General features: G+C 72.7%; 22 protein-coding genes and 1 pseudogene. 10 read left to right on the plus strand and 13 right to left on the minus strand.

The annotated features are described in order from the left end of the window. Nucleotides 1–5: 5 nt before the first annotated feature. The 5 genes from AC5WRT_RS11785 (at nt 6) to AC5WRT_RS11805 (ending at nt 5049) form a co-directional block, all read left to right on the plus strand. The gene (locus AC5WRT_RS11785) at nt 6–1013 is read left to right on the plus strand and encodes a zinc-binding alcohol dehydrogenase family protein (protein ID WP_496093260.1); all 1008 of its coding nucleotides are present in this window, start codon (nt 6–8) and stop codon (nt 1011–1013) included. A 251-nt stretch (nt 1014–1264) separates the two neighbouring features. Continuing rightward, on the plus strand, nt 1265–2707 hold the full coding sequence (locus AC5WRT_RS11790; protein ID WP_496100203.1) for a family 2B encapsulin nanocompartment shell protein: 1443 nt from the start codon (nt 1265–1267) through the stop codon (nt 2705–2707). After that, complete coding sequence (locus AC5WRT_RS11795) at nt 2704–3774, plus strand: family 2 encapsulin nanocompartment cargo protein terpene cyclase (protein WP_496100204.1); 1071 nt, start codon at nt 2704–2706, stop codon at nt 3772–3774. The genes AC5WRT_RS11790 and AC5WRT_RS11795 overlap by 4 nt, the downstream gene beginning before the upstream one ends. Before the next feature lie 46 nt (nt 3775–3820). After that, on the plus strand, nt 3821–4699 hold the full coding sequence (locus AC5WRT_RS11800; protein ID WP_496100205.1) for a geranyl diphosphate 2-C-methyltransferase: 879 nt from the start codon (nt 3821–3823) through the stop codon (nt 4697–4699). Between the two features lie 221 nt (nt 4700–4920). Further along, nucleotides 4921–5049, plus strand: coding sequence for a hypothetical protein (locus AC5WRT_RS11805; protein ID WP_496093227.1), 129 nt, complete (start codon nt 4921–4923; stop codon nt 5047–5049). Nucleotides 5050–5084: 35 nt separating this feature from the next. Here AC5WRT_RS11805 and AC5WRT_RS11810 read toward each other — a convergent pair whose 3' ends face one another. After that, nucleotides 5085–5567, minus strand: a complete 483-nt coding sequence (locus tag AC5WRT_RS11810) for a VOC family protein (protein WP_496093226.1) — start codon at nt 5565–5567, stop codon at nt 5085–5087. A 134-nt stretch (nt 5568–5701) separates the two neighbouring features. Beyond that, the gene (locus tag AC5WRT_RS11815; protein WP_496093225.1) at nt 5702–6097 is read right to left on the minus strand and encodes a helix-turn-helix domain-containing protein; all 396 of its coding nucleotides are present in this window, start codon (nt 6095–6097) and stop codon (nt 5702–5704) included. 279 nt (nt 6098–6376) lie between these two features. Here AC5WRT_RS11815 and AC5WRT_RS11820 point away from each other — a divergent pair, with 279 nt between their 5' ends. Continuing rightward, on the plus strand, nt 6377–7264 hold the full coding sequence (locus AC5WRT_RS11820; protein WP_496093224.1) for an RNA polymerase sigma factor SigF: 888 nt from the start codon (nt 6377–6379) through the stop codon (nt 7262–7264). Nucleotides 7265–7353: 89 nt separating this feature from the next. On the opposite strand, the gene AC5WRT_RS11825 is transcribed toward AC5WRT_RS11820, so the two are convergent. Beyond that, nucleotides 7354–7821 carry an ATP-binding protein gene (locus AC5WRT_RS11825; RefSeq protein WP_496100206.1) on the minus strand — a complete coding sequence of 156 codons (468 nt, stop codon included), beginning with the start codon at nt 7819–7821 and terminating at the stop codon, nt 7354–7356. Nucleotides 7822–8228: 407 nt separating this feature from the next. Then, nucleotides 8229–9491, minus strand: a pseudogene (locus AC5WRT_RS11830) (DUF6777 domain-containing protein); the annotation flags it as partial. Nucleotides 9492–9677: 186 nt separating this feature from the next. Between AC5WRT_RS11830 and AC5WRT_RS11835 the strand changes: the two are divergent. After that, the gene (locus tag AC5WRT_RS11835) at nt 9678–10946 is read left to right on the plus strand and encodes a streptophobe family protein (protein ID WP_496093223.1); all 1269 of its coding nucleotides are present in this window, start codon (nt 9678–9680) and stop codon (nt 10944–10946) included. A 16-nt stretch (nt 10947–10962) separates the two neighbouring features. Here AC5WRT_RS11835 and AC5WRT_RS11840 read toward each other — a convergent pair whose 3' ends face one another. From AC5WRT_RS11840 to AC5WRT_RS11855, 4 genes are all read right to left on the minus strand, one after another. Further along, nucleotides 10963–11976 (minus strand): serine/threonine-protein kinase, encoded by a 1014-nt coding sequence (locus AC5WRT_RS11840; RefSeq protein WP_496093222.1) that lies wholly within the window; start codon nt 11974–11976, stop codon nt 10963–10965. After that, the gene (locus AC5WRT_RS11845; RefSeq protein WP_496093221.1) at nt 11976–12554 is read right to left on the minus strand and encodes a hypothetical protein; all 579 of its coding nucleotides are present in this window, start codon (nt 12552–12554) and stop codon (nt 11976–11978) included. The genes AC5WRT_RS11840 and AC5WRT_RS11845 overlap by 1 nt, the downstream gene beginning before the upstream one ends. A gap of 38 nt (nt 12555–12592) precedes the next feature. Then, on the minus strand, nt 12593–14932 hold the full coding sequence (locus AC5WRT_RS11850) for an ABC transporter ATP-binding protein/permease (protein WP_496093220.1): 2340 nt from the start codon (nt 14930–14932) through the stop codon (nt 12593–12595). A gap of 66 nt (nt 14933–14998) precedes the next feature. Further along, complete coding sequence (locus AC5WRT_RS11855) at nt 14999–15409, minus strand: hypothetical protein (RefSeq protein WP_496093219.1); 411 nt, start codon at nt 15407–15409, stop codon at nt 14999–15001. Between the two features lie 309 nt (nt 15410–15718). On the opposite strand from AC5WRT_RS11855, the gene AC5WRT_RS11860 reads away from it, so the two are divergent. Next, nucleotides 15719–16102 carry a nuclear transport factor 2 family protein gene (locus AC5WRT_RS11860; protein ID WP_496093218.1) on the plus strand — a complete coding sequence of 128 codons (384 nt, stop codon included), beginning with the start codon at nt 15719–15721 and terminating at the stop codon, nt 16100–16102. A 76-nt stretch (nt 16103–16178) separates the two neighbouring features. Here the strand turns inward: AC5WRT_RS11860 and mgrA are convergent, their stop codons facing one another. Beyond that, nucleotides 16179–17171, minus strand: a complete 993-nt coding sequence (gene mgrA / locus AC5WRT_RS11865) for an L-glyceraldehyde 3-phosphate reductase (protein WP_496093217.1) — start codon at nt 17169–17171, stop codon at nt 16179–16181. Between the two features lie 143 nt (nt 17172–17314). Here mgrA and AC5WRT_RS11870 point away from each other — a divergent pair, with 143 nt between their 5' ends. Both AC5WRT_RS11870 and AC5WRT_RS11875 read left to right on the plus strand, forming a co-directional pair. Continuing rightward, nucleotides 17315–18244 carry a LysR family transcriptional regulator gene (locus AC5WRT_RS11870; protein WP_496093216.1) on the plus strand — a complete coding sequence of 310 codons (930 nt, stop codon included), beginning with the start codon at nt 17315–17317 and terminating at the stop codon, nt 18242–18244. A gap of 148 nt (nt 18245–18392) precedes the next feature. Continuing rightward, nucleotides 18393–18908 (plus strand): mycothiol transferase, encoded by a 516-nt coding sequence (locus AC5WRT_RS11875; RefSeq protein WP_496093215.1) that lies wholly within the window; start codon nt 18393–18395, stop codon nt 18906–18908. On the opposite strand, the gene AC5WRT_RS11880 is transcribed toward AC5WRT_RS11875, so the two are convergent. From AC5WRT_RS11880 to AC5WRT_RS11895, 4 genes are all read right to left on the minus strand, one after another. After that, entirely contained in the window at nt 18890–19960 is a 1071-nt protein-coding gene (locus AC5WRT_RS11880; protein WP_496100207.1) for an adenosine deaminase, read from the minus strand. The two genes, AC5WRT_RS11875 and AC5WRT_RS11880, sit on opposite strands and share 19 nt — an antisense overlap. A gap of 59 nt (nt 19961–20019) precedes the next feature. After that, a complete protein-coding gene (locus AC5WRT_RS11885) occupies nt 20020–20412 on the minus strand; it encodes a VOC family protein (RefSeq protein WP_496093213.1) in 393 nt (130 codons plus the stop codon). A gap of 131 nt (nt 20413–20543) precedes the next feature. Continuing rightward, nucleotides 20544–21470, minus strand: coding sequence for a M56 family metallopeptidase (locus AC5WRT_RS11890; RefSeq protein ID WP_496093212.1), 927 nt, complete (start codon nt 21468–21470; stop codon nt 20544–20546). Then, the gene (locus AC5WRT_RS11895; RefSeq protein WP_496093211.1) at nt 21467–21847 is read right to left on the minus strand and encodes a BlaI/MecI/CopY family transcriptional regulator; all 381 of its coding nucleotides are present in this window, start codon (nt 21845–21847) and stop codon (nt 21467–21469) included. Before AC5WRT_RS11895 ends, AC5WRT_RS11890 begins: the two co-directional genes overlap by 4 nt. Nucleotides 21848–22286 lie beyond the last annotated feature (439 nt).

Below are 22286 nucleotides of genomic sequence, written 5' to 3' on the forward strand. Positions count from 1 at the left end.
GCACGATGCGGGCGTGGTCGGTGGTGCGGCCGGGACCGGTCGAGGAGCAGCCCTTGCGGCTGCTGGAGCGGCCCGTGCCGGTACCCTGCGCGGACGAACTGCTGGTGCGGGTGCGGGCCTGCGGGGTGTGCCGGACCGATCTGCATGTCGCCGAGGGGGACCTGCCGGTGCACCGTGCCGGGGTCACCCCCGGCCACGAGGTGGTCGGCGAGGTGGTGGGAGCCGGGGCCGCGGTGCCGGACTTCGCGCCCGGCGACCGGGTGGGCGTGGCCTGGCTGCGGCGCACCTGCGGGGTGTGCGCGTACTGCGCGCGGGGCGCCGAGAACCTCTGCCCCCGCTCGCAGTACACCGGCTGGGACGCCGACGGCGGATACGCCGAGTACACCACCGTGCCGGCCGCCTTCGCCCACCGGCTGCCGGACGCCCTGGACGACGTGGCGGCGGCGCCGCTGCTGTGCGCGGGGATCATCGGCCACCGGGCCCTGCGCCGGACGTCGCTGCCCGAAGGCGGCCGGCTCGGGCTGTACGGCTTCGGCGGCAGCGCCCATCTGTGCGCGCAGGTGGCGCTCGCCGAGGGCGCCCGGGTGCATGTGGTCACCCGCAGTGCGGCGGGCCGGCGGCTGGCCCTGGAGCTGGGCGCGGCCTCGGCGCACGACGTGACCGAGCCGCCGCCGGAGCCGCTGGACGGCGCGATCCTGTTCGCCCCGGTCGGCGACCTGGTCCCGGTGGCGCTGCGCGCCCTGGACCGGGGCGGAGTGCTGGCCCTGGCCGGCATCCATCTGACCGACGTACCGGCGCTGCACTACGAGACCGAGCTGTTCTACGAGAAGGAGCTGCGCAGCGTCACCTCCAACACCCGGACGGACGCACGGGAGTTCCTCGCACTCGCCGCCCGGCACGGGGTGCGCGCGACCACGCACCCCTATTCGCTGTCGCGGGCCCCACGGGCGCTCGGCGACCTCAAGGCGGGCCGGTTCGACGGAGCGGCCGTACTGGTCGGCGACCTGGTCTGAGCGCCCGGGCGCACCACGCCGGCGCGCGCGAACACCTGATGGGCGGCGCAGTACACCGGCGCGATGGCACACGGTTCGCCGGTGATGCCCCGCTTGACTGGTTTATGCCCCCACGTGGAGTGATCCGCCCCCTTCGCGCTGTACCGGGTGCCCCACGAGGACTGTTTGGCTTGGCCCGGGTGCAGGACCATCGGGCTCACCACCCCTCGACCCGGCCACCCCTGTTCGCACGCAGCTCCGCTGGAGGGAATGTGACCACTCCGGACACCGAAACCGGTTCCGCCGTCGACGAACCAGCTCCGGGGCCCGCGGCCGACGGGCGGCTCACCAGCCTGAGCACCCGGGCTGCGCGCCGGCTCACCACGACCCACAAGTCCGCACCGCAGATGCAGGCCATCACCTCGCGATGGCTGCTGAAGACCCTGCCGTGGGTGGACGTCAAGGGCGGTGCCTACCGGGTCAACCGCCGTCTGACGCTGCGCACGGGGCGCGGCCGGGTGCACTTCGAGCAGAACGGCGCCGACGACGTCCGGGTCATCCCGGAGACGCTCTGCGAACTGCCGGTCCTGCGCGGATTCCCGGACACGGACGTGCTGCGGGAGATCGCCGGCCGTTTCCAGCCCCGGGAGGTGCGCGCCGGGCAGGTGCTGGTCGAGGCCGGCCAGCCGGTCACCGAGGCCTACCTGGTGGTGCACGGCCGGTTCACCCGCTACACCGCCGGCAAGTACGGTGACGAGGAGGTCATCGGAGTCGTCACCGACGGCGGCCAGATGGGCGACGAGGCGGTGGGCCAGTCCGACCCGCTGTGGCTGACCTCGGTGCGGGCGGAGACGGCGGGCGTGGTGCTCGCGCTGTCCTGGGCGGTGGTGCGGGAGCTCACCGAGCGGGTGCCGTCCCTCGCCGCGCACCTGCGGGCGTACGTCGAGCGGCAGCGGCGGCCGATGAACCGCAAGGGCGAGGCGCAGGTGCCGGTGCAGGCCGGCCATGTCGGCGAGCCGACGCTGCCGGGTGGCTTCGTGGACTACGAACTCGCCCCGCGCGAGTACGAGTTGTCCCTGACCCAGGCCGTGCTGCGGGTGCACACCCGGGTCGCCGACCTCTACAACGACCCGATGGACCAGACCCAGCAGCAACTGCGGCTCACGGTCGAGGAGATCCGCGAGCGCCAGGAGTGGGAGCTGGTCAACAACCGGGAGTTCGGGCTGCTGCACAACGTCGACCACGGGCAGCGGATCAGCACCTTCACGGGGCCTCCGACGCCGGACGACATGGACGAGCTGCTGTCCATGCGGCGCAGGACCAAGGTGTTCCTGGCCCATCCCAAGGCGATCGCGGCGTTCTTCCGGCAGTGCAACCGGCGCGGCCTGGTGCCCGGCACCGCGAGCGTCGACGGCCATGACGTGCCGGCCTGGCGGGGGGTGCCGATCCTCCCGTGCGGCAAGATCCCGGTCGGCGACGACCACACCACGAGCATCGTCGCGTTGCGCACCGGTGAGGCCGACCAGGGCGTGGTCGGCCTGTACCAGACCGGCATCCCCGAGGAGTTCCAGCCGGGGCTGAACGTCCGGTTCATGGGCATCGACTCCGCCGCGATCATCAGCTATCTCGTCACCGCCTACTACTCGCTGGCCATCCTGGTGCCCGACGCGGCAGGGATCCTGGAGAACGTGCAGATCGGCCGGTTCCCCGGATGACGTCCGAGAGCTCCCTGGACACGGCCCCCGTGTCGTACGCGCTGCCCGGGCCGCCCGACATCGCCGCGCGCCTGCGCGGACCCCGGCGCACCGGCGCCGTCCCCGGACTGCACCACCGGCCGGCCGCGCCCGCCGACCCGGTGAAGGCCGCCGAGGTGGACCGCCGGCTCGAGACCTGGGCCCGCGGCCTGGACCTGTTCCCGGAGGCCTGGAAGGGGGACTTCTCCGGCTTCCAGTTCGGCCGGGCCGTCGTACTGCAGCATCCGGGGGCGCTCGACCTGGACCGGCTGACGGCGGCCGGGAAGCTGCTGCTCGCCGAGAACATCGTCGACTCCTGCTACTGCGAGGAGGACGAGGGCCGGGGCGCCGCGCGCCGCGGCCTCGGCGGCCGGCTGCTCATGGCCCAGTCGGCGATCGACCCGTACCACGGCGTCCCGGAGCTGGAGGAGGAGTGGCGTCGGGGCATGCGGGCCGACGGGCCGCTGCGCTCGTACCACTTCGCGCTGCAGGACTTCGCCGGCTTCGCCACCCCCAGCCAGACCGACCGGTTCGTCCACGACATCGCGCGGCTGCACCTCGGGTACCTCGCGGAGGCCGCGTGGGCGGAGACGCGGTACATGCCCCAGGTCTGGGAGTACCTGGTGATGCGGCAGTTCAACAACTTCCGCCCCTGTCTGTCCGTCGTGGACGCCGTGGACGGCTACGAGCTGCCCGAGCAGATCTACGCCCGGCCGGAGATCCAGCGGATCACCGCGCTCGCCTGCAACGCCACCACGATCGTCAACGACCTGTACTCCTTCACCAAGGAGCTGGCCGGCGACCCCACGCACCTCAATCTGCCGCAGGTCGTCGCCGCCGGGGAACGGCGCGGGCTGAAGGCCGCCTATCTGAAGTCCGTCGAGATCCACAACCGGATCATGGGGGCCTTCGAGGAGGAGTCGGCCCTGCTGTCGGCGACCTCGCCGCTGGTGGAGCGCTACGCCCGGGGGCTCGCCGCCTGGGTGTCCGGCAACCACGAGTGGCACGCCACCAACACCCACCGCTACCACCTGCCCGACTACTGGTGACCGCCGTCCCCCGGAACACCGTCACCTGCGCCACGAGGAGCCCCCTTTGACCTCCGCCCCCGTCGCCCGGACCACGCCCGTGCCGGTCCCGGCCCAGTCCGTCTACCAGAACCGGGTCGCGGACTACTGGAACGCCGAGGAGAACCCGGTCAACCTCGAACTCGGCAAGATCGACGACCTGTACCACCACCACTACGGCATCGGCGCGGCCGACCTGTCGGTGCTCGACGATCCCGATCCGCACGCGCGCCGCGACCGCATCACCGCCGAACTGCACCGCCTCGAGCACGCCCAGGCCGAGTTGCTCGCCGCGCATCTCGGCCCCCTCTCCCCCGCCGACCGAGTCTTCGACGCAGGATGCGGCCGGGGCGGCGGCAGCGTCGTGGCGCATCTGCTCTACGGCTGCCACGCCGACGGCGTCACCATCTCCGCCAAGCAGGCCGCCTTCGCCAACGAGCAGGCCCGCGCACGGGGCATCGACGACAAGGTGCGCCACCACCACCGCAACATGCTCGACACCGGGCTGGAGACCGGCGCGTACGCGGCGTCGTGGAACAACGAGTCCACCATGTACGTCGAGCTGGACCTGCTGTTCGCCGAGCACGCCCGGCTGCTGCGCCGCGGCGGACGCTACGTGGTGATCACCGGCTGCTACAACGACACCTACGGGCAGGCGTCGCGCGAGGTGTCACTGATCAACGCCCACTACATCTGCGACATCCATCCGCGCTCGGAGTACTTCAAGGCGATGGCCCGCCACCGCCTGGTGCCGGTCCACGTCGAGGACCTGACCGAGGCGACCATTCCCTACTGGGAGCTGCGCCGGGAGGCGGAGCACCTGGTCACCGGCATCGAGGACACGTTCCTGGACGCCTATCGCAACGGCAGCTTCCAGTACCTGCTGATCGCGGCCGACCGGGTCTGAGCCCCTGGTCCGCGGAAAATCGCGTCGACAGCGGGGACGCCGAGGCGCTGTCACGGGCCGTGACGAACGCCCATGACAGCCGGTCCGCGCCGGCGACGCCCAACATGACTTCGCCTGCGCGGGGGCCGGTGACCCGGCGGTGGACCTGATCGCGGCCTGGAACCTGCTGCCCGCCTCCGCCCGGGACGCCTTCCGCCCGGCCCCGTCGCCGACGGCGCGCTGTGGCGCGGGGGCGGGGCCGGGCGCTGTCGATCGCGCTGATCCAGCTGCCGTACTCCTGGGACGCCAACCGGGCCCTGGCACGGTACGCGGGGCATGTGATCGCCGAGACCCTGAGCGAGGCCGGGTGACGGGAGGGGGGACGGGCGGGGAGCCCCGGCGGTCGCTACTCCCCCGCGTACGCCTTCTCCAGCGCCGCTACGTCCAGCTTGCCCATGCCCATCATCGCCTTCGTGGTGCGCGACGCCTTCTCCGGGTCGGGGTCGCCGATCAGGTCGATCAGCCGGTCGTAGACGACCTGCCAGGAGACGCCGTACCTGTCCTTGAGCCAGCCGCACGGGCCGGGCTCACCGCCGTCCTCGGTGAGCCCGGTCCAGTAGTGGTCGATCTCGGCCTGGTCGGCGCAGAAGATCTGGAACGAGACGGCCTCGTTGAACTTGAACTGGGGGCCGCCGTTGAGCGCGACGAACTTCTGGCCGTTGGCCGTGAACTCCACGGCCATCACGGACCCGGCCGGACCGGGCCCGGCCTCGTTGTAGCGGCCGACGCGGCCGATGCCGGAGTTCTCGAAGACCGAGACGTAGAACTCGGCGGCCTCCTCGGCCTGGCCGTCGAACCAGAGACATGTGGTGAAACCGTCGGTGGTCATGAGTACCTCCTGGGCGAGGGAACACGGTCATCCGTGTCGACCGGTCCTCGCGGCGAAACTCATCGGCCGGGACGCCGACGACTTCCGCCGCCGGGCCGGGCGGCCGAAATGCCGGGCACCCGGCCTCGTGGGGCTCAGGCGGCCAGGCAGAGGCCGTTGTACGGGCGGTGGGGTGCGGCCGCCGGGCGGCGGGGCGTGGCCGTACGGCGGGTCAGCTCGCCGTGGGTCAGGGACAGCAGGTCGCCGAGGCCCAGGCCGAGGGCGTGCGCGGCGGCCGCGAGCACCTCCGAGGAGGCCTCCTTGCGCCCGCGTTCGACCTCGGACAGATAGGGCAGCGAGATCCGGGCCGCGTCGGCCACGTCCTTGAGGGTGCGCCCCTGTGCCCGGCGCTCACGGCGCAGCACCTCACCGACCAGATCCCGCCACAGCGGCTCCTTGGCCTCCGGGGGCTCGGACGCGGGTGCCGGCAGACGGGCGGGCCCCGGCCGCAGGGGAATCACTCGGGCTTCGTCGCTCACCTGGTTGCTCACCCAAGCCAGCCTAGGAGCGGAAGGCCGTGGGACAAGGGGGCGACATTGCGCCCTGAGGGAAACGGCCCAAACGGCCCCGCCGCCCGGGCCACCGAGCGTTTTCCGCCAGAGAGGGACGGAGGCGTGCATGCGATCCGTGACCACGGGTACCCGCTACGTGAAGCCCCGCACGGCCGCACATGAAACGCCGGGCCGGGGGTAGGCGGGGGACGGCAGTGAGCGGACGAGAACAGAGACCGCCTAGGCAGACGCAATTCCGTGACTACCGTGGGAGAGGTAATGAACACCGCCGGGATCCGGTCGCAGGCAGAGGTCATCGAGAGGGCCGAGCAGGACGGGACGGGCGAGGGATCACTGCCTGGAATCGCGGACCCCGCATCCGTCGCACCACGTGACGCCCGGGAACTGTCCCGCCACTTCTTCCACCGGCTCACCGAGCTGGAGGAGGGCACGCACGAGTACCAGTACGCCCGCAACACCCTCATCGAGATGAACATGTCGCTGGTGCGGTTCGCCGCCGGACGGTTCCGCGGCCGCGGTGACGACATGGAGGACATCGTCCAGACCGGCATGATCGGCCTGATCAAGGCCATCGACCGGTTCGACCTGGCCCGCGAGGTGGAGTTCACGTCCTTCGCGCTGCCGTACATCGTCGGTGAGATCAAGCGGTTCTTCCGGGACACCACATGGGCGGTGCACGTGCCGCGCCGGCTCCAGGAGCTGCGGGTGGAGCTGGCCAAGGCACGCGAGGAGCTGTCCAGCCGGCTGGACCGGGACCCGACGGTGGCCGAGCTGGCGACCCTCATGAACCTCACCGAGAAAGAGGTGGTCGAGGCACAGCTCGCCTCCAACGGCTACAACTCCTCCTCCCTGGACGCGGCGCTCACCGGTGACGGGCCGGAGGACGGCGAGGCGGTGCTCGCCGACTTCATCGGCGTGGAGGAGGAGGGACTGCGGCTCGTCGAGGACTTCCACGCGCTCGCCCCGCTGATGGCCGAACTCAGCGAGCGGGACCGACAGATCATCCATCTGCGGTTCGTGGAGGAGGCCACCCAGGCGGAGATCGGGGAACGGCTCGGCTGCTCCCAGATGCATGTGTCCCGGCTGATCAAGCGGATCATCATCCGGCTGCGCGAGGGCATGCTCGGCGAACTCGGCTGCTCCTGAGCCGCCCGGCCCCGAAGGGGCGAAGGCGCCGACGAACCGGAGGCGGCGGCGCGACCGTCGCCTCGGCGGCCGCTGCCACAGTCGTGAGTTCAGCGGTCGCCGCCTCGGCGATCCAGTTCGAAGCGGGCGCGTACCCGCTTGCCCACCGGCACACGCTCCGCGGTGAGCTCCGAGGCGAGGGCGTGCACGATCTCCAGACCGTGCCGCCCGACCCGCTCCGGGTCCTTGGGGAAGCGGCGGGGCAGGGCGGAACTGCTGTCGTAGACGCACACGGTGACCGCGCTGTCCGTGCCTTCCAGTTCCAGGATGTACGGCCCGTTGCTGTGCCGGTCCGCGTTGGTGACGAGCTCGCTCACCAGCAGGAGCAGCTCGCCTCCGGCGCGGCGGTCGGCGTCCGCGCACCACTCGGTGCGCAGCTGCTCCAGGAACCGGGCGGCGAAGTCGCGCGCCTGCGCGATGCAGCCGGGCTCGCCCGTGTAGTGCGCGGTACGGCGCAACGGCTCCACGGGTACGTCGAAGCCAGTCGGTATCACATCCCCGCCCAGGTCTTTGATCATGCTGTCTCTCTCGGAAAGCCGGGTCCGGCCCGTCGCTGGTGCACCTGTCCTCGTACCCCGGGCCGGGCCCGTCAGTCCCCCGAGGCGTTCGCCCACCGCGCACAGTGGCGATGCTCACTCCGTCCGGCGGCCACCACCGCTCACACCGTGGGCGTGCTCCACGACTGCTGCCGAGTGGGAGTGAGCGCCGGCTCGCCGGCCGGCCCGCTGCTCACCGGGGCCGGAGCGGAGGTCACCGAGGACGGCGACACGGAGGCGGCCGTCTGCCGCTCGGTCGAGGCCGACCGGGTCCGCTCCCCCGAGGGCACGGCCGACGCAGACCCCGCGGACGGTGACGCGGGCACGGCGGAGGACGTCTCCGACGACGCCGGCTTCGACTCGGCGGACTTCGACGGCGGGGGCGAAGGGGCCGAGGAGGCCGAGGACGGGGAAGGGGACGGCGCCGGCTTCGACGCCGACGACGAGGCCGGGGAGGACGAGGGCGACGAGCTCGGCGACCGCGAGGGCTTGGACGGCGACGGGGACGGCGAGGACGACGGCGAGGACGTGGCAGGCGACGGAGACTTCGATGCCGACGGGCTCGGCTTGCCGGACGGGGACGGGCAGTGCTTCGAGCCCGGCGGGCACGACGGCGACGGGGACGGGCAGTGCTTCGACCCCGGCGGGCACGACGGCGACGGGGACGGGCAGTGCTTCGACCCCGGCGGGCACGACGGCGGCGACGGCGACGGCGACCGTGGCGGGCTCCAGGGGTGCTTGACCCTCGGCGGCTTGGCGTTCTGGTCGTGCCGACCGTCCTGGTCGCCGCGCTGCCGGTGGATCCAGTCGTCGTGGCGGATGTCGTAGAGCACGAAGACGTTGACGGGCCTCGGCGCGGGCGTCACCACGACCACGTTCGAGGGCCGGTACGCCGGCCAGCGCGGGCCCACCAGCTTCGGCGCCGTCTTCTGGGCGACCGGCGAGGTCAGCGGGTTGCCGCAGGCACAGCGCACGCGGGGCACACCGTGGCTGTCCACCAGCACGGCGGTGCCCGCCTGGAGCACCGACTGGTAGGAGGTGGGGGCACCGTTGCGGTAGCCGTGGTTGGTGACCCTGGTGTCCACGCGCAGTTGCACCGGCGTCAGCGAGCGCAGGTAGGCGGGCACGCCGGACGGCTGTACGCCGGCCACGGAGGCGAAGGCCCTCTCCTTGGCGGGGTCGCCCTGCAGGTACTTGACCTGCTTCCCGACGTCGCAGGCGGGCGTGCGCCTGGTGCCGCCGTACAGGCCGGGCGCCCCGCCGTCCACGCCCTGCACGGCGTTGGCGGCACCGGAGGGCGCGCCGGTGGCCGACGGCGGGGGCGGGGCGGAACTCTGCCTGGCCGTCGACTCCGTGAACGGGTCCTCGCCGCTGCTGTTCGCGGACTGCAGGAAGACCTCGCCGCTCTTGGCGGAGCCACCCGGACGGGTGAAGATCACCGCGAGGACCACGGCGGCCACGATCACGGCCGTGAGGCTCGCGACGCGCGGTACGGACTTCCACCACGGCCCGTGCGGCCCCTTGGCGCCGCCCGTGGGCCCGGAGGGAGGTGGCCCGGCCGGCGGTGGCCCGGACGGGGGCCGGGAGGAGCCCGACAGCGGGCCGGAGGGCGGCCCGGTCGGGCGGCCGGAAGACGGAGGTTCGGCGCTCACGGGCACTTCTTCCCGTCGCGGTCGTCGCGACACGCAGTGCAACACGCGACTTTGCTCGGTCAGGTCCCTTTTGGTGCATCCGGGTGCACGTTGATCCCATTGTGTGTCGCGGGATGCGGCTCGCAAGCCGACGCGGACGGACCACCTGGCGGGCGGGTGGCCCAGCGGGTGCTTAGCGTGTCTCTCGTGAGCGTTCCGACCGTCTCCGCGCGGCCCGCCGCCCGTCACGGCTGGGTGCAGGCCCTGGCCGCGGTGCTGACCGGGCTGGCCGTCATGGTGGTGGCGGCGGCGCTCGGGCTGTGGGCGGCCGGGGCGGGCGACCTGCCGGACGCGGCCTTCCCGCGTGTGGTGGCCGCGACCCTGGTCACGTCGGTCGGCGGCAGTGTGGAACTCTCGGGCAACGCGGGCGTGCTCGCGCAGACCCGGGCCGGGGTGACCGTGATCCCGCTGTCGGTGACCCTGGTCGGCGCCCTGGTGATCGGCGCCGGTTTCCTGCGCCCGCTGCGGCACCGGGCGGTCGCCTCGGCCGGGGAACTGGCCGGCTGGGCCGCCCGGATCGCGGCCCTGTGGCTGCTCGTGCTGATCGGACTGGCCCTCGGCGCCCGACAGACCTTCGCCGTCGACGTGGGCAACGGCGCCCTCAGCGATCTCACCGGGCTGTTCGACTCGGCGCCCCGCGTCGGGTTCACCACGAACGTGCCACTGACGGTGCTGTTCGGCCTGCTGTGGCTGGCCGGGGTGCTGCTGCTGGCGCTGCTGGTGGCGCGCGGGGCGCCGCTGCCGGGGCGGCTGCTGCACTTTCAGGAGTCGGTGCGTCCGGCGGCGCACGCGATGGTCGTCCTGCTGCTCGCCTACGTCGCCGTGGGCCTCGTCGCCGCGCTGATCACGGCGGCCACGCGCGGACACGCAGCGGCGACCTTCGCCGTGATCCTGCTGGGCCTGCCCAACGTGGCCTGGCTGGCCCTCACCATCGGCCTGGGAGCCACCTGGAACGGCCGGGTGGAAGGCCCGTTCGGCCTGCCGATGCCGCACGTCCTGGACACGATCCTGCGCACCCCGGACGTCTCCGAACTGAATCTGCGCTCGCTCACCGAGCACGACGGCCGGTGGTGGTGGCTGGTCGTCGTGGACGCGGTCCTGCTGCTGGCCGTGGCCTTCCTGATGGCGGTCCGCTCCCCGGCTCGGACACGGCTGTGGCAGCACGCCGTCCATCTGGCCGTGGCGCTGGCGCTGACGGTGCTGATGATCGGCCTGACCGGCCGCATCGCGGCCCACTACGGCCTCTCCCTGCTCGGCATCGGCAACCTGGGTGGCGGACTGTCCGGGGAGCTGTTCCTCAGGCCCCGGTTGTGGCAGGCGGTGGGCCTGGGCGCGCTGTGGGGGCTGGTCGCCGGGTTCCTGGGTGGCCTGCTGGCCAAGGCGGTGCGGCGGCCCGGCGAGGTGGACGGACCGTAGGCGAGGTGCACCGTCCTCAGGTGTGGAACACCGGTTCGGCCCAGTGCGGTGGGTTCGGGGTCCCGGCCTCCGGGTGGTGCTGAGGCGACCCGGCCACCGGACGGTCCGTCTCCGTGTCGGGCTCCTTTGCCGGGTGAGCTCCGGCCGGGCCGGCGACGCCCGTCGCGGCCCGAAGGGCGGCGACGAAGTCGAGGCAGGTGGCGTAGCGGGCGTCGGGGCACTTGGCGAGGGCCTTGGCGAAGACCGCGTCGACCGCGTGAGCGAGACCGGGGCGGCCCTCGCTCGGCGGGGGCGGTTCGTCGTACTGGTGGGCCCAGAGCAGGGCCATGTCGTCGTCGCGCAGGAACGGGGGGCGGCCGACGAGGCTCTCGTACACGACACAGGCCAGGCCGTAGACGTCGCAGCGGCCGTCGACCGGGCGGCCGGAGATCTGCTCGGGGGCGACGTAGTCGAGGGTGCCGACGAACTGCCCGACGCTCGTGAAGCCGGTCAGTGACAGCGACTTCTTGGTGAGCCCGAAGTCGGTGAGGTAGACGTGCTCGGGGTGGTCGCTGTCGATGCCCTCGGCGATCAGGATGTTGCCGGGCTTGACGTCCCGGTGCACCAGGCCGTGCTCGTGGGCGGCGTCGAGGGCGGAGGCCACCTGGGCGGCGATCCGCACGGCGTCCGGCGCGGGCAGCGGTCCGCGCAGGTCGAGGAGATGGCGCAGGTCGCTGCCGGAGACGTAGCGCATGGCGATGTAGAGCACCCCGTCCGTCTCGCCCGCCTCGAAGACCGGCACGATGTGCGGATGGTCGATGGCGGCGGCCACCTGGGACTCATGGGTGAACCGCTTGCGGAAGGTGTCGTTGCGGGCGAGTTCGGGGGCCAGCAGCTTCAGGGCGACCGTGCGGTCGAGACGGAGGTCGCGGGCGCGGTAGACGACGGCCATGCCTCCGCGTCCGATCTCGCCCTCGATCTGGTAGCCCGCGATCCGTCGCCCGATCGGCTCGGCGGGCCGGCCGGAGGACAGGCTGGTCTCACGAGCCATCAGCGCTCGCCCTCGGGCGCGACCATCCGGGTCCGGGCGTGTCCGGTGTCCTCGGTGCCGGCGTCCTCCGTGCCGGTGCCCGCGCCGGTGACCTCCCGGTCGGTGGCGTAGGTGGTCAGCCGCCGTCCGTCGGCGTAGACCCAGCGGCCCTCCTCGGAGTCGTACAGCCACATCGACTCCCCGTCGACGACCAGGCCGATGCGCAGGCCACCGGTGCGGTCGGCGAAGTCCTCGCCGTCCAGGGTGCCGGCGGCCAGCTCTTCCACGGCGGACCGGTAGTCGGCCACGGCCTGTTCGGCGCGGACGAGCAGGGGGCGGGGATCGGCGGTGCCGGGCGGGCGGTCGGCGGCGGGCGGGTCCTCGGGTACGGCGACCAGCCTTCGGCCGTCGACCCACGCGCCCCAGCCGTTGGAACAGCGGACGTGTCCCCAGTCGCCGCGCCGCTCCACCAGCTCGACCGGCAGCAGCGGGTCGAGCGGCACGGTGGGCCGGCCCGGATCGGGGGCCTCCCAGGCCGGCATGCCGTGCCGCGGCACCACGTGCGTGGGCCGGAATCCAGGACCGGTCGCCTTGCTCATCGGGGCGCCTGCTTCCGCGTGTGGGCCATCGCGTTCGCCTACTTCCGCATCACGGCGGGCTCCTGCCGGCGCAGCAGCCGGACGACCACGAGCCCGTAGAGGACGGAGAGCACCACCAGCATGGCCAGATCGAGCAGCCAGACGCCCGCCGAGTGACGGAAGAGGGGGTCGGCGGTCAGCTTGCCGGGGACGGTCCTGGACAGCCCGACCGTGCCGGCCATGGCGCCGAGGGCCCAGCGGGAGGGCACCAGCCAGGACAGCTGCTCCAGGCCCGGCACACCGTGCAGTTTGAGCAGGGCCCCGCAGAACACGACCTGGACGATGGCGAGCAGCACCAGCAGCGGCATCGTCACCTCCTCCTTGCGCACCAGCGCGGAGACGAGCAGGCCGAGCATCATCGCGGTGAACGCGAGCAGGGCGACGGCCAGGGCGATCTCGGCGAGCGGCGGCAGCAGGACACCCGTGCCGCCGGGGGTGTTGAGGTCGACACCGAGGAGGGCGACCAGGGTGAGGACGACGGCCTGGACGACGCTCACCGTGCCGAGCACCACCACCTTGGACACCAGATAGGCCGAACGGGGCAGTCCGACGGCGCGTTCGCGCCGGTAGACCACGCGTTCCTTGACGAGTTCGCGCACCGCGTTGGCGGCGCCGGTCAGCACCGCGCCGACACACAGGATGAGCAGGGCGTTCATCGCGGTGTCCCGGCCGAGCCGACCGCCCGCGAGGGCTCGGGCCATGGCGCCCATGACGAACGGCAGCGCGATCATGACGGCCAGGAAGGTGCGGTCGGCGCCGAGTACGGCCGCGTACCGCCGGATCAGGGTGCCGAGCTGGGCGCCCCAGCCGCGGGGGTGGGGCGGCGGCGCCGGGGAGACGGGGGCCGGGCCCGGGTGGTGGGGCTGGGTGGTGGCCTCGGTGACGTAGTGCCGGCGGAACGGCGACTCGCGGTACTCGCGCGCCCAGTCGCGTTCCGGGTCACGGTCGAAGGCCTCGAAGGCCTCCGGCCACTGTTCGAAGCCGAAGAAGGCGAGGGCGTCGTCGGGCGGGCCGTAGTAGGCCACCTTGCCGCCGGGGGCGAGCACCAGCAGGCGGTCGCAGACGGCGAGGCTGAGGACGCTGTGGGTGACCACGATGACGGTGCGGCCGTCGTCGGCGAGGCCGCGCAGCATGTGCATCACCGAACGGTCCATACCGGGGTCGAGGCCGGAGGTCGGCTCGTCCAGGAAGAGGAGGGACGGTTTGGTGAGCAGTTCCAGCGCGACGCTGACCCGCTTGCGCTGGCCGCCGGAGAGGCTGTGCACGGGCTGGCCGGCGCGCTGTTCGAGGCCGAGTTCCCGGACGACCTCGTCCACCCGTGCGTGCCGCTCGGTTCGGGCGGTGTCCTCGGGGAAGCGCAGTTCGGCGGCGTAGGAGAGGGCGGCGTGCACGGTGAGCTGGGGGTGCAGGATGTCGTCCTGCGGGACCAGGCCGATGCGCTGGCGCAGTTCGGCGTAGTGGCGGTAGAGGTCGCGGCCGTCGTACAGGACGGTGCCCCGGTCGGCGGGCCGCTGGCCGGTCAGGGCGTTCAGCAGGGTGGACTTGCCGCAACCGCTCGGGCCGACCACGGCGAGCAGGCACTTCTCCTCCACCGGGAAGGACACATGGTCGAGGATCACCTTGCGGCCGCCGTCGACGGTGACGGTGAGGTCCTGGACGTCGAGGGAGATCTCTCCGGTGTCGACGTACTCCTGGAGTTCGTCGCCGACCAGGCTGAAGGCGAAGTGGCCGATGCCGATCACGTCGCCGGGGCCGACGGGGGCGCGGGTGACGGGCCGGCCGTTGAGATAGGTGCCGTTGTGGCTGCCGAGGTCGACGATCTCGTACGTGCCGTCGGGGTGGGCGCGCAGTTCCGCGTGCCGGCGGGAGACGATCAGGTCGTCCACGACGAGGTCGTTCTCGGGGGCCCGGCCGATGCGGACCGAGCGTGCGGGCAGCGGGCGGACGCTGCTGGGCCGGCGGAAGGTACCGGTCAGCAGGGGCTGCGACACCGCGGAGGGACGGCCGGGGGCGGGCGGAGGGGTGCCGGTGAGGACCACGCGGGGGCCGTCGGTGGGGTTGCCGAAGCGGATGACGCTGCCGGGGTGCACGCCCCACTCGTCGATCCGGTGGCCGTCGGCGTAGGTGCCGTTGGTGCTGTGCTGGTCCTTCAGGGTCCAGCGGTCCCGGTCGCAGCGCAGCACGGCGTGGTGCCACGAGACCCGGGCATCGTCGAGGACGATGTCGCTCAACGGGTCGCGTCCGACGTGGTAGTCGTGGCCCGGGCTCATCACCGTGGAGCCCGTGTCGGTCTTCACGACGATTTCGGGCGCCGTCGGGGCGACCGGCCGCTCCGCCATGGCCAGAATTCTACCGATTCACTCGGATATGCGCCCGGAGTACGGGGCACCGGGGACGGACACGTGTCAGGCGACGGGTACGACGAGTGCCGGCAGGGTGCGCTGCATGCGCAGCGCGTCGACCGACTCGGCGAGCAGTTCGTACTCGGTGGTGTCGTCGCTGGCGGCGATCCGCACCAGCCGCCCGCCGGCCAGCTCGTCGGCCACCCGCTCCTGCCCGGCGTCGTCGGCGCACCAGGCGCGCAGCAGGGCGGGCACGTCGGCCGCCGTGCCGGCCACCGGAACCAGCGAGCCCGCAGGGAAGGCGGGGTCCTCCGGGCTCGGGTCCAGGCGCTCGGCGATCCAGGAGGCGCGGTCGCGCAGCCACCACAGGGCCAGGGCCAGCGTCGGCGCGCGATAGGTGCCGAGCGGTACCCCGATGCGCCGGCCGTCGCACATGCCGTACGCCGTGACATGACACAGGAATTCGTCGTGCACGTCTCACTCCCCCGTCGCCTCGCTGCTGCCTGCCCGACCCTCGCTCTCCGTGCGGCCCCTGTGCGGTGAAGTGCCCCTGATGTTCGAGTATCGCCACTGCCGAAACACTGTCACCATGACTTTCCGGCCAGTCTGTTGGCATATTCACCACCCGTTCCGGCCGGAATGCTGCGGCGGTCGGGTCCCGGTCATTACCAGCGAGGTAATCGACCCGCTCCGCGACGCTCCGGCATGGTGGTCACACCGGATCGGCGACACCCCGGATCCGGGCCCTACAGCGGTTACGACCTCGATGGAGGCTGATGCAGCATGTCCGTGAACACCGACCGTTACGAGAACGCCGCCGCCCGGTACTTCGAGGCCTGGAACGCCACCGAGCCGGAGGCGCTGAAGAAGGCGGTCGCCGCCGCGTGGACCGCCGACGGCGGCTACACCGACCCTCTCGCCGACGTCCGCGGCCACGACGGCATCGCGGCCGTGATCGCGGCGGCCCACGAGCAGTTCCCCGGGTTCGTCTTCCGCCCGCTCGGCGCGGTGGACGGCCACCACGACACCGCGCGCTTCGGTTGGGAGCTGGTGAACGAGGCCGACGGCAGCGCACCGGTGGCCGGGTTCGACGTGGTCACGCTGGACGACGAGGGACGGATCCGGCAGGTGCTGGGCTTTCTCGACCGGGTGCCGTCGGCCGCCTGACACCGCCGGCCCGGCGACGAACGGCTGGGGGAGGTGAGCGAGCGGCTCACCTCCCCCAGCGTGGTGATCCGGCGGCTCAGCCCTTCACGACCGCGTCGATCCGTGCCAGTTCCTCGGGGTCGAAGTCCAGGTTGCGGATGGTGCCGACGCTGTCCTCGAGCTGCCGCGGGCTGCTCGCGCCGACGAGCGCGGAGGTGACCCGGCCGCCGCGCAGCACCCAGGCCAGGGCCAGCTGGGCCAGGGTCTGGCCGCGGGTCTTGGCGATCCCGTCGAGGGCGCGCAGGCGGGCGACCAGCTCCTCGGTGACCGCGTCCGTGTTGAGGAAGGGGCTGTCACTCGCGGCGCGGGAGTCCTCGGGGACGCCGTCCAGGTAGCGCCCCGTGAGCAGGCCCTGCTCCAGCGGGGAGTAGACGATCGAGCCGACCCGCAGTTCGTCCAGGACGTCGAGCAAACCCTCGTCCTCGGGACGCCGGTCGAGCATCGAGTAGCGCGGCTGGTGTATGAGGAGCGGGGTGCCGAGGTCGGCGAGGATGCGGGCGGCCTCGCGGGTCTGCTCCGCCGAGTAGTTGGAGACGCCGACGTACAGCGCCTTGCCCTGCTGCACCGCGGTGTGCAGGGCGCCCATCGTCTCCTCCAGTGGAGTCTGCGGGTCGGGGCGGTGCGAGTAGAAGATGTCGACGTGGTCCAGGCCCATGCGGGTCAGGCTCTGGTCCAGGGAGGAGAGCAGGTACTTGCGCGAGCCCCATTCGCCGTACGGGCCGGGCCACATGAGGTAGCCGGCCTTGGTGGAGATGATCAGCTCGTCGCGGTACGGCCCGAAGTCGGCCTTCAGGGCCTCGCCGAGCGCGGACTCGGCGGCGCCGGGCGGCGGGCCGTAGTTGTTGGCGAGGTCGAAGTGGGTGACACCCAGATCGAAGGCTCGGCGCAGGATCGCCCGCTGGGTCTCGGCGGGCCGGTCCGGGCCGAAGTTGTGCCACAGGCCGAGGGACAGCGCGGGGAGCTTCAGCCCGCTGCGCCCGGTGCGCCGGTAGGGCATGTCGGCGTAACGGTCGGGGTGTGCGGTGTACAACGCGACTCCAGAGGGGTTGGCACACGGTCTTCCCGGCTCCCGGGAGCGGGAGGCTCCTGGTCACCGGTCCCACTCTTCCCCGCACGCCGAACAGTGGTCCAACAGAAGAATCCGATGGAATTCAGCGGATAAACTTCTCAATCATGGAACTGCGTCATCTTCAGCACTTCGTCGCCGTCGCCGAGGACCAGCATTTCACCCGGGCCGCCGAGCGTCTCATGGTGTCCCAGTCGGGTCTCTCGGCGTCCATTCGGGCGCTGGAGCGCGAGCTGCGGGCGCCGTTGTTCGTGCGCACCACCCGCCGGGTCACGCTCACCGAGGCGGGGCGGGCGCTGCTGGTGGAGGCCGAGCGGATCCTGGCCCAGGTGCGCTCCGCGCACGAGGCGGTGGCGGCGGTGCAGGGCGTGCTGCGCGGCACGCTGGCCCTGGGCACCGAGCAGTGCATCGCCGGGGTGCACGTCGCCCGGCTGCTGGCCGCGTTCCGGGGGCGGCACCCGGACGTGGAGATCCGGCTGCGGCAGGCCGGCTCGGGCGCGCTGGCCGAGGAGGTCGGGGCCGGCCGGCTCGACCTGGCCTTCGCCTACCGCACCCAGGCGGACAGCGACCAGCTGCGTTCGGTGTCGCTGGCGAGCGAGCCGATGACCGTGCTGTGCCATCCCGGCCACCGGCTCGCCTCCTCCGGGGCGGTACTGACCCCCGGGGATCTGGCCGGTGAGGTCTTCGTGGACTTCCATCCGGACTGGGGCCCGCGCCGCACCACCGACGCCGCGTTCGCCGCGGCCGGTGTCCGGCGCACGGTCGCCCTGGAGGTCAACGACGTGCACGGCCTGCTGGACCTGGTGGACGAGAACCTGGGGGTCGCGGTCGTACCCCGGCACTTCCGGCACAAGCGGCCGTCGCTCACGGCGCTGCCGCTGAAGGGCACGGGTGAGACGGAGTACGAGACCGTGGCCCTGCTGCCCCCGGACGGCGCCACCAGCCCTGCTGCCCGCGCGCTCGTCACGCTGCTGGAGACGGCCGGCGAAACAGGGGACCTGACACCACCCCGGGAGGGGGCCCGGACCTCCTGCTGACGGCGCCCGCCGCCCGAGACTCGGGACCCTCGGCCAGGACGACGACGGTCAGGAGGACACGCCAGGGCGGAACACATGGTGCCGCTCGGATGCCACGGAAGCTGGATTCCGGACGCGTGAGCGACCGCTGTTTGGGATGGTGGACGACATGCATGCCAAGGACATCCTCATCGACGGCTACGGCCGCATCCAGGAAGAAGTCCATGCCGCCCTCGACGGCCTCGGCCCGGACGCGCTGCACCACCGTCCGGCGCCCGACGCCAACTCCATCGCCTGGCTCGTCTGGCATCTCACCCGGGTGCAGGACGACCACATCGCCGACGCCTTCGACCTCGACCAGGTGTGGCTGAGCCAGGGCTGGGACAAGCGCTTCGGTCTCGACCTGCCCCGGCACGACACCGGGTACGGGCACAGTCCCGCGAAGGTCGCGAAGGTGCGGGTCGAGTCGGCCGACCTGCTCACCGGGTACTACGACGCCGTGCACCAGCAGACACTCGGCGCGCTGGGCTCACTGGCCGCGAAGGATCTCGAACGGATCGTGGACGAGCGCTGGGACCCGCCCGTGAGCCTGGGCGTACGGCTGGTGAGCGTCCTGTCCGACGACCTCCAGCACGTCGGACAGGCCGCCTACCTCAGGGGCCTCGTTCAGAGCGCGGCCGCGTAGCCCGGCAGGACCACGTCCTCGATGAGTGCCTTGCGTTCGTCGAACGGGAGGAACGCGCTCTTGACGGCGTTCACCGTGACCGCGCGCAGGTCGTCCACGCTCCAGCCGGCCTCCTCGACCAGCAGGGACATCTCCCGGGTCATCGTCGTACCCGACACCAGTCGGTTGTCGGTGTTGAGGGTGACCCGGAAGCCGAGGTCCTTCAGGGCCGTGATCGGGTGCTCGGCGATCGAGGTGGCGCAGCCGGTCTGCAGATTGGACGTGGGGCACATCTCCAGGGCGATCCTGCGGTCGCGTACCCAGGAGGCCAGCCGGCCGAGCTTGCCGTCCACGATGTCCTCGGTCAGGCGCACACCGTGGCCGATGCGCTGGGCGCCGCACACCTGAAGGGCCTGGTGGATGCTGGGCAGGCCGTGCGCCTCACCGGCGTGGATGGTGAAGGGTACGCTCTCGCGGCGCAGGTGCTCGAAGGCCTCGAGGTGGTCGGCGGGTGGGAAGCCGTCCTCGGCGCCGGCGATGTCGAAGCCGACGACCCCGGCGTCGCGGTAGGCGACGGCCAGGTCGGCGGCCTCGCGGACCCGGTCGAACATCCGCATGCCGCACAGCAGGGTGCCGACCCGGACCGGGGTGCCGGCGGCGGCCGCCTTGGCCATGCCGGCGGCCAGGCCTTCCTGGACGGTCTCCACGACCTCGCGCATGGACAGCCCGCCCCGGGTGTTCAGCTCGGGGGCGTAGCGCACCTCGGCGTAGACGACACCGTCGGCGGCGAGGTCCAGCACGTACTCCTCGGCGGTGCGCAGCAGGCCCTCGCGGTTCTGCATCACGGCGAGGGTGTGCTCGAAGGTGGCTATGTAGCGCACCAGGTCGCCGGAGTTGGCGGCCTCGAAGTACCAGGCGGCCAGTTCGTCGGGGTCGGTGGTGGGCAGGGTGTGGCCGATCTCCGCCGCGAGTTCGACGACGGTGGCGGGGCGCAGGCCGCCGTCGAGGTGGTCGTGCAGCACGGCCTTGGGAAGCCGGCGGAGGGTCTCGGTGTCGATGCGGGGCGCGGTCATGGCTGGCGTTCCTCGGCAGGTGGTTCGAAGGTGTTTCGGTGTGATCAGGGGCGCGGTGATCAGGCGGCGGGCTGGAGCAGGTCCCAGCGGTTTCCGTACAGGTCCTGGAAGACCGCGACGGTGCCGTACGGCTCGTGCCGCTGCTCCTCCAGGAAGGTCACGCCGGCCGCGGTCATCCGGGCGTGGTCGCGGGCGAAGTCGTCGGTGTGCAGGAAGAACCCGACGCGTCCGCCGGTCTGGTCGCCCACCCGGGACCGCTGGGCCTCGTCCTTGGCGCGGGCCAGCAGCAGACCGGTGCCGGCGGCGGGGCCGCCGGGCTCCACGACGACCCAGCGGGAGCCGTCGGGGCGCGGGGCGTCCTCGGCGAGCCGGAAGCCGAGGGCCTCGGTGTAGAAGCGGATGGCCTCGTCGTAGTCGTCGACGACGAGGGTGACCAGGGCGACGCGTCGCATCGGGACCTTCCGACGGGGGGTGGTTAGCGGGTGAGGTTATACGTAAAACCTGACCGGCGCCAGTCCCGGTCTACGCGCGTCGCCCTGCGTGTACGCAAAGGGCGCTGCGGGTCGTCTCCGGGCGGACCGGATCAGTGGCTCTGCTCGCCCTGGGCAATCTCCACCCGGTGGTGGAAGTCGGCCGTGCCGGCGACCGAGGCCGCGCAGGAGACGGCCGTACAGGCGATCAGCAGGGCGGCTGTCGCCCGGCCTGCGCGGGGCACGAGCGGGGCGCCCAGCAGGGCCTGGACGCGCTGCGGGACAGGACCGGTGGTCGCGGCGGGCACGAAGTCCGGGCGTTCGGTACGGGCGCCCTGTCCGGCGAGGGCGGCGCGGGCGATGGCCCGGGCGGTCAGCCGCCGGTCGCCGACGCTCGCGGCGGCGGCCTCGTCGGCGACGCGCTCGGCGGCGAGACGGATCGCCTCCCGGACCGGGCGCAGCGCCGGATGGCAGTGCGCGGCCAGTTCGGCGGCGGCGAGGAAGTAGTGGTGACGGCCGTCGTTGTGGGCCCTCTCGTGCGCGAACAGCGCCTCCCGCTCGGGACCGTCCAGGCTGCGGAGCATGGCGGTGGTGACGACGATGCGGTGCGGGCGGCCCGGCAGCGCGTAGGCGTCCGGGCGGGGCGAGTCGACCACGCACAGGTCGCCGGCCGCGGGTCCGCGCCGGGCCTCCGTCCGGGCCGCACGGAAGGCACGGGTCTGGCGCAGCACCGAGCGCACGAGGGTCCAGCCGCAGACGGCGAGGGCGCCGACGGAGGTCGCGGCGGCCGGCAGCACGACGAGGTCCGAGGCGGTGCGCAGCGGGTGGATCAGCTCGCCGACCGCCGCGAAGAGCGGGACCTTGAGCAGCCCGATCAGCATGAACGAGCCGAGCGCCGCCAGCGAGCAGCCGGCGAGGACGACCGCGCAGACGGTGACGGCCCACATCGCGGCGGCCGGGGCGAGCCGGACCAGGGCGCGGCGGGCCAGCGCCGGCAGGACGAACGGCAGCAGCAGGGGAAGCAGGAGCAGCGCGGTCATCGTTCGTCGGCTTCGAGCAGGTCCCGCAGGATGCGTTCGTCGCCGGGACTCAGCTGGGCGACGAAACGGGCGAGGACGGTCTCGCGGTCGGTGTCCCGGTCCAGCTCGGTGTGCATCCGGCGGGCGGTGAGGCCGTGGGCGTCCTGGACGTCCCGGACGGGGACATAGGCGTACCCGCGGCCCTGGCGGTGCCGCTCGACGACGCCCTTGTCATGGAGGCGGGTGAGGATCGTGGTCACCGTCGTACGGGCCAGGCCGGCGCCGAGGCTGCGCTGCACCTGCCCCGACGTCTGCGGACCGCCGGCGGCCCAGAGTGCGGCCATGACGCTCGCCTCGAGCTCACCGGCCGGCCGGCGCTCGTCCTTCGCCTCGGTCATGGAACGTCCCTCACCCCGTCCTGGTCTACGGCCCGCGCGACCGTCTACACGATAGTAGTCAACCGGTCTTCGCACGGCTGTGCCCCCGCACCGGTCACGGCCTTCGCACGGCTGTGCCCCGCACCCGTCATGGGAGGAATGGCTGCGGGCCCGTCCGGGAGACAAGGGCCGCGGTACCGGGCGGCGGCCGCCGCCCGGAAGGCCGGACCCCGGAGCCCGCGGATCCGAAGGTGCACGCAGGGCCGACAGTCGCCGGCACCGCCTCGGAACGGCCGAGGCGACCGGCGCGGGCCGCCACCGAGCGGGCCGGGACGTCGGGGCCGGCGGTCGGCGGGCCGCCTCATGGAAGACCCGGCCCGGGGATGACGGCCGCAGGCCGCCGTCCGGATGACCGGGTCCTCGCAGCCGGCAGCCGCAGTCCACCGCCCCGCAGACACGA

Source organism: Streptomyces sp. NTD91, assembly GCF_059510455.1.